Below are 14439 nucleotides of genomic sequence, written 5' to 3'. Positions count from 1 at the left end.
TTCTCCATCAAGAGATCGCATAAAAAGAGGTGGTTACGATTCCTTATTTGGATTGGAGAATTTGCAAACATTATCGGAGATCAGATGGAGAAAAGCGGTTAATCTATTTACGGTCATAGGACCCGAACAAACAGTGCTCATTTTGAAGCTGAGGAACAGTTGTGGCCAATCAATACTGTTCCTCTGCAAATCAGTCATTGTATGTTAAAGGGTTGGCAATTGAATGGCTGTATCAATATTTTTTAAATTCAGCTTGACTTGTTCGTCAGGGTTCCAAGGATGGTACCAGCCTTTTTCCATCATATAGCTTGAGAGTTGTTCGTGCATATCGAGTGCTTCTTCCAAATGGCGGATAAGGACCTCTTTTACTTCAGGTGTTCCGGCTTCAGTGGCTGCCATCGCATAATTTCTGACTCCGTTCTTTGCTGAAATTAATAAGTCCATAGCAATGATTTGGTCTGTTAGAACATTCATGCCAGTCAGATATTCTATGATAGGATTCATGATTTATTCATCTCCTCATTCGTGCTTTGCATTAGATAAGATAGAGGCAAATTCCTGCAACTGGCGTGTGGTGATATCAACATCTTGCTGCATGATTTCTTTCAGCTTCGGATCAGATACCAGTGCTTTCATTGTTTTAGATTTCGTCAAACAAAGTGTCTTAAATGCAGTCATTTCCTGAACCTCAAGCACTTCGTGTAAGGCGTATTCCATTTCTGTAACCTCCGTTTTTTAAGGCTTTAACACAACTTTGATACAATCATCCATTTTTGAATCAAAAATGTCATAGCCATGCTTGGCTTCACTAAGCGGCAGGACATGGCTGACAACATCTCCCGGATCAATTTTGCCTGTCGATACTAGTTCAAACATGTACGGCATATAGTGGATCACAGGAGCCTGTCCAGAGCGTATATTGATGTTTCGCTGCATAATATCTCCTAGCGGAAAACCGTTATATCTGCCTCCGTACACACCTGTAATTTGTATGGTTCCTCCTTTGCGAACAGCTTGAGAGGCAATGACCAATGCACTCATTGTTCCGCCATGAAGCTTTAATCCGCTGGCAAGGAACTCGAGATCGCTCATTTTACCATCCATCCCAACAGCGTCAATGACTACATCCGCTCCGCCTTTCGTGATTTCCTTTAAATAATTCCCTGTATTCTCATGGTCTTCAAAATTAACGATTTCTACTTTGTTTGTACGTTTCGCATGCTGTAAGCGATAGTTTACATAGTCAACTGCTATGACTCGTTTTGCGCCTTTTAGCCAACAAAACTTTTGAGCAAACAGGCCGACTGGTCCGCAGCCGAGAACGATAACTGTATCGCCTTTTTTTACGCCGGCATTATCCACACTCCAAAAGCCGGTGGTCATGGCATCGGCAATCACGCTTAATTTCTCATCGGGTTCCTCACAAGATTCAGGGATTTTAAAATGGGTAAAATTCGCAAACGGCACTCTTAAATATTCAGCTTGCCCGCCTGGATAACCGCCAGTTTGCCCTGAATAGCCGAAATAAGCACCCATTTCCCCATTGTCATTAGACTGATCACATTGGCTTTCCAGTTGGTTTTTACAAAAAAAACATTCACCGCATGCTATATTAAAGGGAATAATTACCCGATCTCCCTTTTTTAGTTTAGTCACACCAGAACCAACTTCTTCGACGATTCCCATCGGTTCATGGCCGATGACATAGTCTTCTTGCATATTCGGAATGAATCCATGGATTAAATGTAAATCTGATCCGCAAATGGCTGTACTGGTGACTTTGATAATCATGTCATCGGATTTTTCAATCTTTGGATCGGGGACATCTTTGACAACAACATTTTTAATGCCTTGATACGTTACTGCCTTCATGCTGTACAACCTCCAGTGTTAGTGTTCATCAGGTGTCCGGTCAAACATCCCTTTACGATTTGTTTCATCAGGAAAGAGGTTCATATTGCCGACCATGATCGTGTTTTTTGCAGAGAGCTGGTCCAGCTTATACTGTTCGCTCAGCTCATATGGGTGGAACCATTTTTTGCTGATCATCAGTTCCGTAATCTCTTGGTGCATTCTAATTCCTTGCATCAGCTGTTTCCGCAGCAAGGCTCTTACATCTGGTGAAGCGGTTTCTGTCAAAGCTACAGCAGTATTCCTTACGCCTTCCTTAGCTCGTATAAGAAAATCCATCGCGAATGTAGTGTCTGCTAGTTCAGGCACATTCAGCGAATTAATGGGGTCTAAATGATCATTATTCAAAGAGGCTTACCTTCCTTTCAATTGATGATTGGCGTTGGGCGGCTTTGAGGGACAGGGGCCTGAAATGAGGCACGCTCATAAACCGCTTGTAATTCAGTAAGGTCTTGAATGGATTGCTGTACATCTTTTTGCATCAAGTCCTTCAGTTCTTGGTCAAACACAAGTCCTTGCATTAACTTTGATTTCGCTATACAAAGTGTTTTAAAGTTCACGATTTCATGTAAGTCAACAGCCTCGTGAGCTGCTAATGTTTGATGATCCATATTGATGCAACCTCCTTTTATCAACATTACATTTCCCGAAATGCAGCTGAAGCATACAGAAAGTACTCTCGGTATCATTTTTTGTTTTAAGAATCGCTGTTTTTGCTCGTTCTTATGACATGGAATAAACTGCACTTAAATCTGAAATAAAGGTGAAGTATAAAAATTTATTAAAGGAAACTTGACATAGTGCTGTCAGGTTTCCTTTTGTATTGTTAAATTGGATGACCAGTAAAAAGTATGGTTTTATAGGAGGCACTCGATATGAAGCTGTTACAAATTAGACTTTTGGTGAATGATTTTAAGAAAAGCGTCGAGTTTTACAAAGATTCATTAGGACTTCCAATAAGTTGGTTAGAGAATGAAATGGAATATGCACTCTTTGATAATGGGGAAACGAAAATAGAGCTTTTATCTCGAGAAACGATGGCTGAAATCGTTGGAGAGGAAAAAAAATCGTTGGAAGGAGAAGCTCAATCAAAATTTTTGCTTCAGTTTAAGGTAGAAGATGTTGATAAAACATATGACGATTTACACGAAAAAGGAGTTAAATGTGTGAATAAACCGCATGATCGCAAGGAATGGAGTGCCCGAGTTGCTCACTTCAGAGATCCAGATCATAACCTGATTGAAATATATAAAATGTTATGATTTTTCGACTCGCAAAATCATAGAATAACGTAACGTACCTTATCATTTTTATACGCCCTGGTAAAAGAAAGCAAAGTCATAATAGGTTGCGGACACTGAACTTGCAGCATTTGCGCTGATTTGTTTGGTGTCCGTTTTTGATTGGTGAAAAAGGTGGAGTATCTATGAATCGAGAAGAAGCGTGGATACAAGGCAGAAGTACACTGATTGAGTTAATTGGTGGACACGAAACCGCTTGATCCATGTCTTTTTTCCTGATTGTCAATCGTGATTACCGACTGGACAAATGATTAAGAGCCAAATGTAACACACCATCAATATCAAGCCTGACTACCATTTATTTTGTATCCTTAATTGTCGAAAACATAGGAATAATTCCACTTTTGAAAGATCTAGTTTATGGTACATTGATAAATATATGGGAGGGGAGGGGGCATGGTATCTGAAAGTAAATCCTTAACTGGATGTAAGAAAGTCAAACGTACGGCATTTATAAGGGGAGGGTATTAGGTGAATAAGCTAAAGAGGCTAAGTATGCTAACGGTGATGATTGCATCTTTGTTCATTTTTTCTAGCCATGCACTTGCAGCTCAGTATTATACGGTTTCAACAAGCAGCGGTGCTCCTGTCAATATGCGCAGCGGCCCAGGTACAAGTTGGGGAATTGTAACGACCATTCCGAGCGGAACCCGCATCCCGATCTATTGCTACAAAACCGGTACAACTGTAACTGGAAAGTATGGAACGAGTAATATTTGGAATTACACAGAGCGGACGCTTGCCAGCGGGGAGATCGTTCCTGGATTTGTCTCTGATACATATATGTATACAGGCTCAGACGGTCCGGTTGTTCCTAAATGCAGCTGGTAGCCTATGTTCTATCGTTTCTTAAAATGAAGGAATTGAAGAAAGAGGGATGACATTGACTAAACTGAAAATGCTGAGTATGTTAACCGTGATGATTGCATCTTTATTCATTTTTTCCAGTCAGGCACTTGCCGTTCAGTACTTTACTGTCTCAACAAGCAGCGGTGCGCCTGTCAATATGCGCAGCGGTCCTGGTACAAATTATCCTATTATGCTTTCCATTCCGAGTGGCTCCCGTGTTCCTTATTATTGTTACGCTTATGGAACGACTGTTACAGGGAAGTATGGAACGAGTAATATCTGGGACCAAATCCAGTGGAAAGATTCCCGGGGTGTCGTGAATATTGGATATGTGTCTGACACATATGTGTACACAGGTTCAGACGGCCCTGTCGGTTACAAATGCAATTAGCTAAATACTCCGTACAATAGAATCTCTTCTTAAGGGCCTATCTAGGACGAACCATACCAACAACAATAGTTGGTATGGTTTTTGCTGCGATGAAGTCTTCCATACCTGCATTTGTGGTGATTTTCAAAAGAGATTCATGATGTTAGACACTGGTTGTTGTTGAGGACAAAATAACGAGCCGCTTTAGAGTTGTATCTAATGGTATAAAATACGGAATTAAGATAGGAAATAATCAATAGGAGAACGTAATGTACAAACCTATTTTTCGATGAAATCCCTAATATCACTTTGGTTAAACATCTCACATTGCGTTCTCGTTAGTGAAAAGTTCTTTTTACGCTTCGTGAAATCTTCTCCAATTCCATAGTTAGTTTTACCTGTCCTATTTTGAACACGTATGTTTATTTTCTTTTTCTAACATGTCGTGTAACCTCTCAGAAAATTCTTTATGGTACATTGTGTACCCCGTATGATTTCCGGGGAATTCAACCAATTCTGTTTCCAATTGTTCCGCTAGGGCGTTCGCGCAACGATAAGGAAAAAGCTCCCGAGAAGCACTTCCGCCAGCTGGGAGTACCTTTATCGGTGAAGATGTAAACACAGTTTTTAATGCTTCGAAATCTAATGTATAGTTGAGAATTCCTTGAATTTCATACTCAGTGAAATACGTTGAATTGCCGAGAAGCCGCTTTGTCAGGACAGCCTTTGATTGTTCGTCTGTCTCTAATCTTGACATTAATTTAATGACTTCACTTCGATGATTTTTCTTAAGGTCTTCCATGAATTGCTCGGCTTGTTTCAGCTCATTTCCATGCAGAAGCTGCAATAAGATTGGTTCGTGTGGGATCATGACATGTACTTGTTCGGGATGGCGTATGCACAGATCAAGCCCGATAACAGCCCCGGAGCTGCTTCCAAATACGTATGCCGGTTTATTGGTGATTTTGGCTAGAAGACGGTGAGCATCGTCACTGTGTGTTTCCACACGGTAACCCTCAATCTGATTGGCGAGATTGCTGCGGGAATGGCCGCGGCGATCATAAGTAACAACCGTGTACCAGTTAGCCAGATGATTGGCAACATGATGGAACTTGTCGGCATCACCGCCTCCGCCGTGGACCAAAAGAATGATTGGACCTGAGCCACGCACCTGATAGTGGATGTTCGCGCCGGGTACTTGCAACGTTCCATTGTTTATCGTCATTTGTAGGACCTTCCTTTCTTCTCATCTCCCTTAACTTTACACAATTGGCCAATGGTATCATATGCAGGAAATAACTAAGAAACAAACTCGCCATGTAAAAAGCACTGATGATTTTTTATCAGTGCTTCCGTTTTGTTTATTTAGAGTAGACAATTTTTTTTATTGTTTCAATAGAGAGGCGATATTCATCAGATAACTGATGAATGGTTTTGCCGTTTTTAAATGCTTTTTTAATAGAAGCGTTTCTGTCATCGATCAGCTTTCTTGTTCCTGAACACGCACCCCATTTTTGATGAGAGGATTCAGGTTTAGGGATATATATTGTTTTTCCTTGAACATACTTTTGAATTTCCGATATCAGCTTTTCAGGTAAAATAGCGGTAGCTTTTACATATGCCATTTCTGCCAGCTCCTTATTTTTTTTTATGTCAAATAAGGTGCAAAGCAACTATATCAGAAAAGCTTACTGGGGCGATCTTTTAGAAAGTCTACCCCATGCAAAGTATCGCCTTCCCAATAATAGGCTTTGCATGGGACGTTGCGGAATCTGGCATTCTCATCTTGCTTGCCATTTACATCACCTCCCTAACGATTTTCGATGATCATCTCCATTATAAAATAGAGTAAAGCCTTATGGCATCTTGTTAATTAAAGTTGGCAGTAAGAAAGGGACCTTCCCAGTGAGAGGGTCTAAGGCTGATTGGCAATCAAAAGAGTAAGATTCAAGCTATATTACTTTAGATTCAAAATATTGACAAATTGATGTATTTTCAACAATAGGGCAGTTTCTTCATGTATACTGAGTCTGTATTTACAATATTTAGAAAGGGGAAGTAAAATGAAAATCAGTATGCAAAAAGCAGATTTTTGGAAAAAAGCAGCGATCTCATTACTTGTTTTCACCATGTTTTTTACCCTCATGATGAGCGAAACGGTTTTTGCGGCGGGACTGAATAAAGATCAAAAGCGCCGGGCGGAACAGCTGACAAGTATCTTTGAAAACGGCACAACGGAGATCCAATATGGATATGTAGAGCGATTGGATGACGGGCGAGGCTATACATGCGGACGGGCTGGCTTTACAACGGCTACCGGGGATGCATTAGAAGTAGTGGAAGTATACACAAAGGCAGTTCCGAATAACAAACTGAAAAAGTATCTGCCTGAATTGCGCCGTCTGGCCAAGGAAGAAAGCTATGATACAAGCAATCTCAAGGGATTCGCTTCTGCCTGGAAGTCGCTTGCAAATGATAAGGAATTTCGCGCCGCTCAAGACAAAGTAAATGACCATTTGTATTATCAGCCTGCCATGAAACGATCGGATAATGCCGGACTAAAAACAGCATTGGCTAGAGCTGTGATGTACGATACGGTTATTCAGCATGGCGATGGTGATGACCCTGACTCTTTTTATGCCTTGATTAAACGTACGAACAAAAAAGCGGGCGGATCACCTAAAGACGGAATAGACGAGAAGAAGTGGTTAAATAAATTCTTGGACGTACGCTATGACGATCTGATGAATCCGGCCAATCATGACACCCGTGACGAATGGAGAGAATCAGTTGCCCGTGTGGACGTGCTTCGCTCTATCGCCAAGGAGAACAACTATAATCTAAACGGACCGATTCATGTTCGTTCAAACGAGTACGGTAATTTTGTAATCAAATAAGCAGTGAGGAAAAGAAACCGCTGCAGATGAACTCAATCTAAAAGATACCAATGATATTGGTATCTTTTTATTTGCAGTAAAAAGTATTCAATTTTCTCTATAATGATTATGTCATGCTTGAGGAAGATACATGAAAGGACCTTGGCGATTTCATAAAAAACAATATAGAGGCTTTCCTAAAGCCATGCAAGATTACAATGGATCTGTGCAAGAAGGCGCATTCAATCCATCTATTAACGATGGAAAGGGGGAGGCTTTTTGCACAGTCCATCTACATCATTTGATAGTCTCCATGCGTATAAACTGTTCCGTCCATAATACGTCGTGCGGTACGGACGATCTTTATACCAGTGGACTCCACCATTGTTTCAATAATACCAGAAGAATGAGCTAGCCGAACCTTTGTAGAGTGGTTTTTTGCTATTCTTGCAGGGATTGCACCTTCCACTGAAAGGGCTCTTGTTGTACATATCGCTCCAGTGACAGCCAGTGCTTGATGTGGCTTTTGCATGGACATCATCCTGATGTGTAAGTCCATCTCAACGTTTGAATGCCAAGCACCTGTACTATCCTTATATTTCTCTGGTTTTGCTACTATAGCCAGTTTGGGGACAGCCGGCGATAACTTTGTAGCTGAAAATCGACTGGCAAAGCCGCATTTCTCTGACGCAATGGATCTTAATTCTTCAAATTGAGCCAACTGTAGATCAGTAAATTCTTCTGCAAGTTCCGTTCCCTCCAGGCCGATACTGCTCGCTTCCACAAAAACTAATGGATTTGCATAGTCGATAATAGACACCTCTATTTGGCCTTGACTTGTATCTAAAAACTCCGAACTATTTCCAGTAGGCAATAAATGACCGGTAACTGAACCAGCGGCATCATGAAAGTTTAAATAGATTGGAGATCCAGATCCAGGTACTCCAGATATCGTAACATCTCCGTCATATTTGACCTGACCGTCTTCCACTTCCACTTCCGCAATGATCATTTTATTCGTATTGGTATTCAGGATCCTTACCGCAGTCATTGGTTCTGTCGCTTTTACAAGTCCTTCTTCGATAGCAAATGGACCAACAGCAGCGGAGATATTTCCGCAGTTCCCCTTAAAGTCCACCTTTTCTTCCGAAATGCTGACTTGACCGAAAGTATAGTGAACATCAATATCCGAAGTATATGCTTTCTTTATTATTGCAACTTTACTAGTAAGGGAATTACCGCCACCCAAACCATCTATTTGTCTTTTATCAGGACTTCCCATGACATCAAGCAAAAAGGGCTCCCATTCGTTTTTATTGTTAGGCATGGCTGATTCGTGGAAAAAAACGCCTTTGCTTGTTCCGCCTCTCATGATTGTTACATTCGTCTTGACCATCGTCATCATCCTCATCTTAAAGGTAGTATTTTTTATGTTTTTTAGTGTAGAAGGTAAAAAAATAAAAATAAAATATAAGTTTTCTTAATATTCGATAAAAAAACTTTTATAATTGTGAAAGAAGGACTAGAAAGGAAGATGAAAATGGATGAGAAAGATTGGATTTTATTGAAAATTCTTCACGAAGAACAAAGTGTAACAAAAACAGCAGAACGATTATTTACATCACAGCCTTCCATCACTTATCGGTTGAAAAAGATTGAGGAGATTTTCGGAATTGAATTATTCACCAAAAGGCATAAAGGAATTACCTTTACTGCGGAAGGAGAACACTTGGTTGCTTATGCAAGAAGAATGCTACAGGAACTTCAAGATACCAAAGATCATATCTCTAATCTAAGCAAAGAGGTGCAAGGACATCTAAGGCTGGGGGTATCAAGCAATTTCGCTCAATATAAGCTCCCTAAGTTATTAAGGGAATTTTCCACTATGTATCCTAATGTCCAATATAGTGTACAAACAGGCTGGAGCACAGATGTCATGAAATTATTAGATGCTGGTATTGTACAAGTCGGTATACTGAGAGGAAGCCATCGCTGGAAAGGGGTGGAGGAACGGCTGACACGGGAAAAATTACATATCATCTCAAAAAAAACAATAACGATAGAGCAGCTTCCTTTTTTACCTTTTATCAAATATAAAACGGATGCTTCTTTAAAAACGATTATAGAAGATTGGATGCATACGAATCTAAAACAAGCCCCCATTATTGCAATGGAAGTGGATCGACAAGAGACTTGCAAAGAGATGGTAAAGCATGGTCTTGGTTACTCCATAGCACCAGAAATTTGCCTGCAGGAATCTGATCATTTGTACACAATGGAACTGTATAATGCTAAGGGTAAGCCTCTAATGAGAGATACTTGGCTAATGTACGATCAAAAATCATTAGGAATCAAACTCGTTAAAGCATTCATTGATTTTTTAAAGGGTGAACAAATGGTAACCATTTAAAGTTATGATAGAATTTTTTTTGAAACACAGTAAAAAAATATTTATTTAACTTATTACACCGTATAAGATATGTTAATCAAAAGTCATTTGAAAGCGCATTCTTGGAGGTGTAATATGCTTACTATTTTAGGTTTTTCGATGGTAACTGTTTTTACAATATTAATAATGACAAAGAAAGTCTCGCCTATTGTTGCCTTGACCATCACTCCCATTGTTTTTGCTCTTATTGGAGGTTTTGGTAAGGGTATTGGCGACATGATTTTAGAAGGAATTCAAACAGTTGCAAGTTCAGCGGCATTGCTATTGTTTGCTATTCTTTTTTTCGGAATTTTAATTGATGCAGGTTTATTTGATCCGCTAATAGAAAAAATTTTATCTATAGTAAAGGGAGACCCTGTGAAAATAGCGATAGGGTCTGCCGTCTTGGCAATGCTTATCGCTTTAGATGGGGACGGTACAACAACCTATATGATAACAGTCTCAGCAATGTTACCTTTGTATAAAAGAATTGGTATGAATCCCATGGTTATGGCGACATTAGCAATGCTGTCGTTGAGTATCGTTAGCGGAATGACTCCATGGGGCGGACCAGCTACAAGAGCGATTTCAGTGCTGGGTTTGGATCCTTCAGATTTTTTTGTGCCATTACTTCCGACCATGCTTGGAGGTATTGCTTGTGTGATATTTCTGGCTTTTCTAATGGGAAGGAAAGAGAGGAATCGAATAGGCATCGTTCAATTAGAGCCTAGACATATAACAAAGGACAGCTCTCAATCTTATATGGCTGCTACTTTGGAGAGCGAACAATTGAAAAGGCCACGCTTAATATATCTTAATTTATTCCTCGTTATAAGTATCATGGTGTTTATTGTGCTTGGAACTAAGCATCCGTCAGTTTTATTTTTAATTGGTTTTGTTCTTGCCCTTACTATAAATTATCCGAATGTAAAAATGCAGAAGGAGCGAATCGCCGAGCATTCTGGTAATGCCATAACCGTGGTATTATTGGTATTTTCAGCAGGAGTATTTGCTGGTATATTATCCGGGACAAAGATGGTGGATGCCATAGCAGGATCATTAATATCCATCATCCCCTCATCAATGGGAGGGTTTTTCCCCGTTATTGTAGCACTCACTAGTATTCCGTTTACTTTTGTTTTATCAAATGATGCATATTACTTTGGTATGGTACCTATCTTTGCAGAAGCTGCCTCAGCATATGGTATAGAACCAGTAGAAATTGCAAGGGCTTCTATAATGGGGCAGCCGGTTCATCTGATGAGTCCATTGGTTGCGTCAACAGTATTGCTAGTAAGCATGCTTAAAATGGACTTGGGGTCATTTCAAAGGTTTGCCGTTAAGTGGGCTGTAATTACATCATTAGTTATTACGTTGTTAGCAATCATTACAGGGGCTATTACTATTTTGTAAAGAAACAATAATAATATTTAGACTGCCAATGAATCATTAGTTTGATTGATTTAAATACAGCTGAAAGGGGTCCCAAGCTGATCAAGCCAGTTGTCTTTCCAGTTACTCTATTGTTTAGGGTTCTTTTTTAAGCGGCAGCATTTTTGTCGATGTTTAGCCAGCATTTTCAGCACGATGTGGAAAAGACAAGAGACAAACATGCTCTTGTCTTTCTTAATATGATAGTTCAGTATAAATATTTAAGAAAAATGTCAGTATTGAGTAATGAATGTATCACCAGGCGTATGCCTCAGGTGTCTCTCCTCCAGGTCCGGGAAAGATATCATTTAACATGCGGAGAATCTCCTTATCCAGACTGATTTCAACGGCTTTTATCGTATCACGCAGCTGCTCAACCGTTCGTGGTCCGATGATCGGCGCAGTTAAAACTGGATTTGCCAGCACCCATGCCAAAGCCACATTTGCTTCTTTTTCTCCTAGTTCTTTGCATAAATCTGAAAATTTCTCGAGTTGCAAACGATGTTTTTCAATTAAATCTGCTCTTTTTGCTGTACGAGTTCCGGCATTGCTTTTCAATGCCTTCCCGCCAAGAAGCCCTCCTGCAAGGGGACTCCACGCCACTACTCCTAAACCAAGATCCCGTGCAGCCGGCAGCACTTCCATCTCAGCTGTTCGTTCTAATAAACTATACTTATGCTGTTCAGTGACAAGTCCCATGAATCGCCGTTTTTCAGCTTCAGCTTGCGCTTTAACTAAATGCCAGCCTGCAAAATTACTGGATCCAATATAGTCTACTTTGCCGGAGCGAACCTGACTCTCAAAAGCTTCCCATATCTCATCCCACGGTGTCCGCCTATCGATATGATGCATTTGGTACAATTCGATATGATCTGTCTGAAGCCGCTTCAGTGATCCTTCCAGGTGACGTCTGATTTTGTATAGAGACACGCCCCTCATATCATTTGGCCCGTCATTCGGATCAGAAATCGGTTCATATACTTTTGTCGCCAGAACAACTTTCTCGCGGCGCTGTCCTCCTTGTGCAAACCATTTTCCAATGATGCTCTCTGTCAATCCTGCGTTTTTGCCCCAGCCGTAAATATTGGCAGTATCAAAAAATTGGATGCCGTTATCAAGCGCTTCATCCATGATACGGAACGCAGTCTTTTCGTCTGTATCAACTCCAAAATTCATCGTGCCTAAACATAAACGGCTCACCCGCAATCCTGTTCTCCCTAAATAGGTATACTCCACAACAAACCTCTCCTTTATCATTATTTTTTGCAACAGCTGCAATACAATTGATTCAACAATTGTTTCGCTCTTTGTTACGATTAAAAAGACGAAGCAAATGTAAAGCAGACGCAAAATTATAGGAGGTTTTTTCAAATGAATATAGAGGATCTATGGGATCAATTTCATCAGCCGTTAAAAACATATATTTCACAAAGGGTTAACGATCAATCTATCGTTGATGACCTCTTGCAAATCGTATTTATGAAAATACAAGTGCATCTCCCAAATCTGATCGATGAACAAAAGATCGACAGCTGGATTTATCGGATCACTAGAAATACGATTATTGATTTTTACCGTACAAAAAAAACAAGCGAAATATTGCCTGATGATCTACATTTTAATAACCGTGCAGAGGAAGAAAATTTCACCAAGGAAGCAGCTGTGTGTATTCGATCGACCATCAAACGGTTGCCTGAAAAGTATCGAGAGGCGCTCGAGTTAACTGAATTTCAGGGGTTATCACAGAAAGAGTTGAGTGAAAAGCTCGGCATTTCTTACTCAGGAGCAAAATCAAGGGTACAACGCGGACGGGGAAAATTAAAACAGCTGCTTGAGGGGTGCTGTCATATTGAAGCGGATCGATATGGAAATATCGTAGACTTTCGTATTTTAAAGGAATAACTGATGAACAAAGTCAGTTATTCCTTTAAAATAGTCCATCCGCATGAAGAGCATTTTCCCTTTGATGTTTGCAAGAGATGTATGTATAATATAAATCGTAATGTTTTCGATTTAATAAAAAGGAGTGTTGGAATGAACATTTTATTTTCAAAGCGGCTAGGCATATTAACGATTGGTTCATTACTCGTATTGGCAGGATGTCAGACTTCCGGTTCTTCTGCAGGTGAGTCTAATCAAACAACATCATCCTCAGCAGTTGAAGAAGACTCTTCCAAAACGCAAGAGCAAACATCTGACAGTCATACACAAGAACATTCTCACGATCATAGTCATGCGCATGATGAAGAAACAGAAAAAATATATGAAGGCTATTTTAAAAACAGCCAAGTAAAGGATCGCTTACTTTCTGATTGGGAAGGAGATTGGCAATCTGTATATCCATACCTGCAAGATGGTACTCTTGACGAAGTGTTTTCATATAAATCAGAACACGAAGGCGGCAAGACAGCTGAAGAATATAAAGAGTATTATAAAAAAGGCTATCAAACAGATGTTGACCGTATTGTAATCCAGAAAGATACTGTAACGTTCTTCAAAAATGGAAAAGAATATTCTGGTAAGTATACGTATGACGGATACGAAATTCTAACCTATGATGCGGGCAATAGAGGGGTAAGATACATATTCAAACTAGCTAAAAAAGCAGAAGGGCTGCCTCAGTATATTCAGTTTAGTGATCATAGTATTTACCCGACTAAAGCTAGTCATTACCATCTCTATTGGGGGGACGACCGTGAAGCTTTACTTGATGAAGTCAAAAACTGGCCTACCTACTACCTGTCAAAAATGGATGGACACGATATTGCCCATGAGATGATGGCTCATTAAATGATGATTACTCTATGAAAGTTGTTCTGCCATAGCCATTTTTTCTGTGGAGAATTGATAGAATGGGGAAAAAACTGATTGAGACCACTCAGGATCCGCCACATTATTGTGACGTGGCATACCTTGAGTCATCTCACAGGAAGAGTAGAAGAAACCTATTTCAAAATAAAAAATCATTGGATGTATGGCAGTGGATTACGCTTGAAATCTATTGGCTTATATGAAGCAAAGAAGAGACCCAAAGACCGCAAAGCTTCTTCAAGAAAGCTTTGCGGTTTTTTATATGTCTAAGCCTCGATTCATCTCACCATAAAAAGGTATTTCAACTTTCTCTTTTGATCGACAATAGTCCATAAAGGGAAGAATATTTCCCTCACAAAGAAGTCGTGGCAGTAATCTCCATAGGTGTGTTTGCATGGCCCCACTTTAATGGTTTTGTTTAAATCTAATAAAAAACAGACACCATAAAGATTTCTTATGGCG

At 40.0% G+C, this 14439-nt stretch carries 19 protein-coding genes; 10 read left to right on the top strand and 9 right to left on the bottom strand.

The genetic code is table 11. The features are described 5' to 3' along the window. Positions 1-204: 204 nt before the first annotated feature. From NSQ83_RS13730 to NSQ83_RS13710, 5 genes are read right to left on the bottom strand one after another with little or no spacing between them, the layout of a single operon-like run. Positions 205-504: a spore coat protein gene (locus tag NSQ83_RS13730; protein WP_003246006.1), complete on the bottom strand. Its 300-nt coding sequence runs from the start codon at positions 502-504 to the stop codon at positions 205-207. A gap of 15 nt (positions 505-519) precedes the next feature. Continuing rightward, positions 520-717: a hypothetical protein gene (locus NSQ83_RS13725; RefSeq protein WP_014480384.1), complete on the bottom strand. Its 198-nt coding sequence runs from the start codon at positions 715-717 to the stop codon at positions 520-522. 18 nt (positions 718-735) lie between these two features. Then, positions 736-1872 (bottom strand): zinc-dependent alcohol dehydrogenase, encoded by a 1137-nt coding sequence (locus NSQ83_RS13720; RefSeq protein ID WP_015714396.1) that lies wholly within the window; start codon positions 1870-1872, stop codon positions 736-738. Between the two features lie 18 nt (positions 1873-1890). Further along, complete coding sequence (locus tag NSQ83_RS13715; protein WP_014477470.1) at positions 1891-2259, bottom strand: spore coat protein; 369 nt, start codon at positions 2257-2259, stop codon at positions 1891-1893. Between the two features lie 17 nt (positions 2260-2276). Next, positions 2277-2522, bottom strand: coding sequence for a hypothetical protein (locus NSQ83_RS13710; RefSeq protein WP_014477469.1), 246 nt, complete (start codon positions 2520-2522; stop codon positions 2277-2279). Between the two features lie 264 nt (positions 2523-2786). Here NSQ83_RS13710 and NSQ83_RS13705 point away from each other — a divergent pair, with 264 nt between their 5' ends. The 4 genes from NSQ83_RS13705 to NSQ83_RS13690 all read left to right on the top strand — a co-directional run bounded on the left by NSQ83_RS13705 (position 2787) and on the right by NSQ83_RS13690 (position 4452). Next, complete coding sequence (locus tag NSQ83_RS13705; RefSeq protein ID WP_015251599.1) at positions 2787-3173, top strand: VOC family protein; 387 nt, start codon at positions 2787-2789, stop codon at positions 3171-3173. A 137-nt stretch (positions 3174-3310) separates the two neighbouring features. Next, positions 3311-3412, top strand: coding sequence for a hypothetical protein (locus NSQ83_RS13700; RefSeq protein WP_121572432.1), 102 nt, complete (start codon positions 3311-3313; stop codon positions 3410-3412). Between the two features lie 271 nt (positions 3413-3683). Beyond that, positions 3684-4043, top strand: coding sequence for an SH3 domain-containing protein (locus NSQ83_RS13695; protein ID WP_119899611.1), 360 nt, complete (start codon positions 3684-3686; stop codon positions 4041-4043). Positions 4044-4095: 52 nt separating this feature from the next. After that, a complete protein-coding gene (locus NSQ83_RS13690; protein ID WP_004398671.1) occupies positions 4096-4452 on the top strand; it encodes an SH3 domain-containing protein in 357 nt (118 codons plus the stop codon). Positions 4453-4834: 382 nt separating this feature from the next. Here NSQ83_RS13690 and NSQ83_RS13685 read toward each other — a convergent pair whose 3' ends face one another. Next, the gene (locus tag NSQ83_RS13685; RefSeq protein ID WP_198878609.1) at positions 4835-5656 is read right to left on the bottom strand and encodes an alpha/beta hydrolase; all 822 of its coding nucleotides are present in this window, start codon (positions 5654-5656) and stop codon (positions 4835-4837) included. Positions 5657-5792: 136 nt separating this feature from the next. After that, complete coding sequence (locus NSQ83_RS13680) at positions 5793-6056, bottom strand: CD3324 family protein (RefSeq protein WP_198878610.1); 264 nt, start codon at positions 6054-6056, stop codon at positions 5793-5795. Between the two features lie 438 nt (positions 6057-6494). On the opposite strand from NSQ83_RS13680, the gene csn reads away from it, so the two are divergent. After that, positions 6495-7328: a chitosanase gene (csn, locus tag NSQ83_RS13675; protein ID WP_198878611.1), complete on the top strand. Its 834-nt coding sequence runs from the start codon at positions 6495-6497 to the stop codon at positions 7326-7328. A gap of 271 nt (positions 7329-7599) precedes the next feature. On the opposite strand, the gene NSQ83_RS13670 is transcribed toward csn, so the two are convergent. After that, positions 7600-8703 carry a 2-methylaconitate cis-trans isomerase PrpF family protein gene (locus tag NSQ83_RS13670; RefSeq protein ID WP_197196184.1) on the bottom strand — a complete coding sequence of 368 codons (1104 nt, stop codon included), beginning with the start codon at positions 8701-8703 and terminating at the stop codon, positions 7600-7602. Positions 8704-8847: 144 nt separating this feature from the next. On the opposite strand from NSQ83_RS13670, the gene NSQ83_RS13665 reads away from it, so the two are divergent. Continuing rightward, positions 8848-9717, top strand: a complete 870-nt coding sequence (locus NSQ83_RS13665) for a LysR family transcriptional regulator (protein ID WP_197196183.1) — start codon at positions 8848-8850, stop codon at positions 9715-9717. A 114-nt stretch (positions 9718-9831) separates the two neighbouring features. After that, a complete protein-coding gene (locus NSQ83_RS13660) occupies positions 9832-11148 on the top strand; it encodes a CitMHS family transporter (protein WP_003246029.1) in 1317 nt (438 codons plus the stop codon). Positions 11149-11421: 273 nt separating this feature from the next. Here the strand turns inward: NSQ83_RS13660 and NSQ83_RS13655 are convergent, their stop codons facing one another. Beyond that, complete coding sequence (locus tag NSQ83_RS13655; RefSeq protein ID WP_015714388.1) at positions 11422-12402, bottom strand: aldo/keto reductase; 981 nt, start codon at positions 12400-12402, stop codon at positions 11422-11424. A gap of 135 nt (positions 12403-12537) precedes the next feature. On the opposite strand from NSQ83_RS13655, the gene sigZ reads away from it, so the two are divergent. The 3 genes from sigZ to NSQ83_RS13640 all read left to right on the top strand — a co-directional run bounded on the left by sigZ (position 12538) and on the right by NSQ83_RS13640 (position 14180). Then, the gene (sigZ, locus tag NSQ83_RS13650; protein ID WP_015714387.1) at positions 12538-13068 is read left to right on the top strand and encodes an RNA polymerase sigma factor SigZ; all 531 of its coding nucleotides are present in this window, start codon (positions 12538-12540) and stop codon (positions 13066-13068) included. Positions 13069-13200: 132 nt separating this feature from the next. Continuing rightward, positions 13201-13956, top strand: a complete 756-nt coding sequence (locus NSQ83_RS13645; protein ID WP_015714386.1) for a metal-binding protein ZinT — start codon at positions 13201-13203, stop codon at positions 13954-13956. Positions 13957-14018: 62 nt separating this feature from the next. Next, positions 14019-14180, top strand: a complete 162-nt coding sequence (locus NSQ83_RS13640) for a hypothetical protein (protein ID WP_033881351.1) — start codon at positions 14019-14021, stop codon at positions 14178-14180. Positions 14181-14439: the final 259 nt, after the last annotated feature.

The organism is Bacillus sp. PS217, from assembly GCF_037963535.1.
Lineage (GTDB): Bacteria > Bacillota > Bacilli > Bacillales > Bacillaceae > Bacillus > Bacillus subtilis.
The sequence above is the reverse complement of the archived record's forward strand: the minus strand, read 5'-3'. Positions and strand labels throughout refer to the sequence as shown.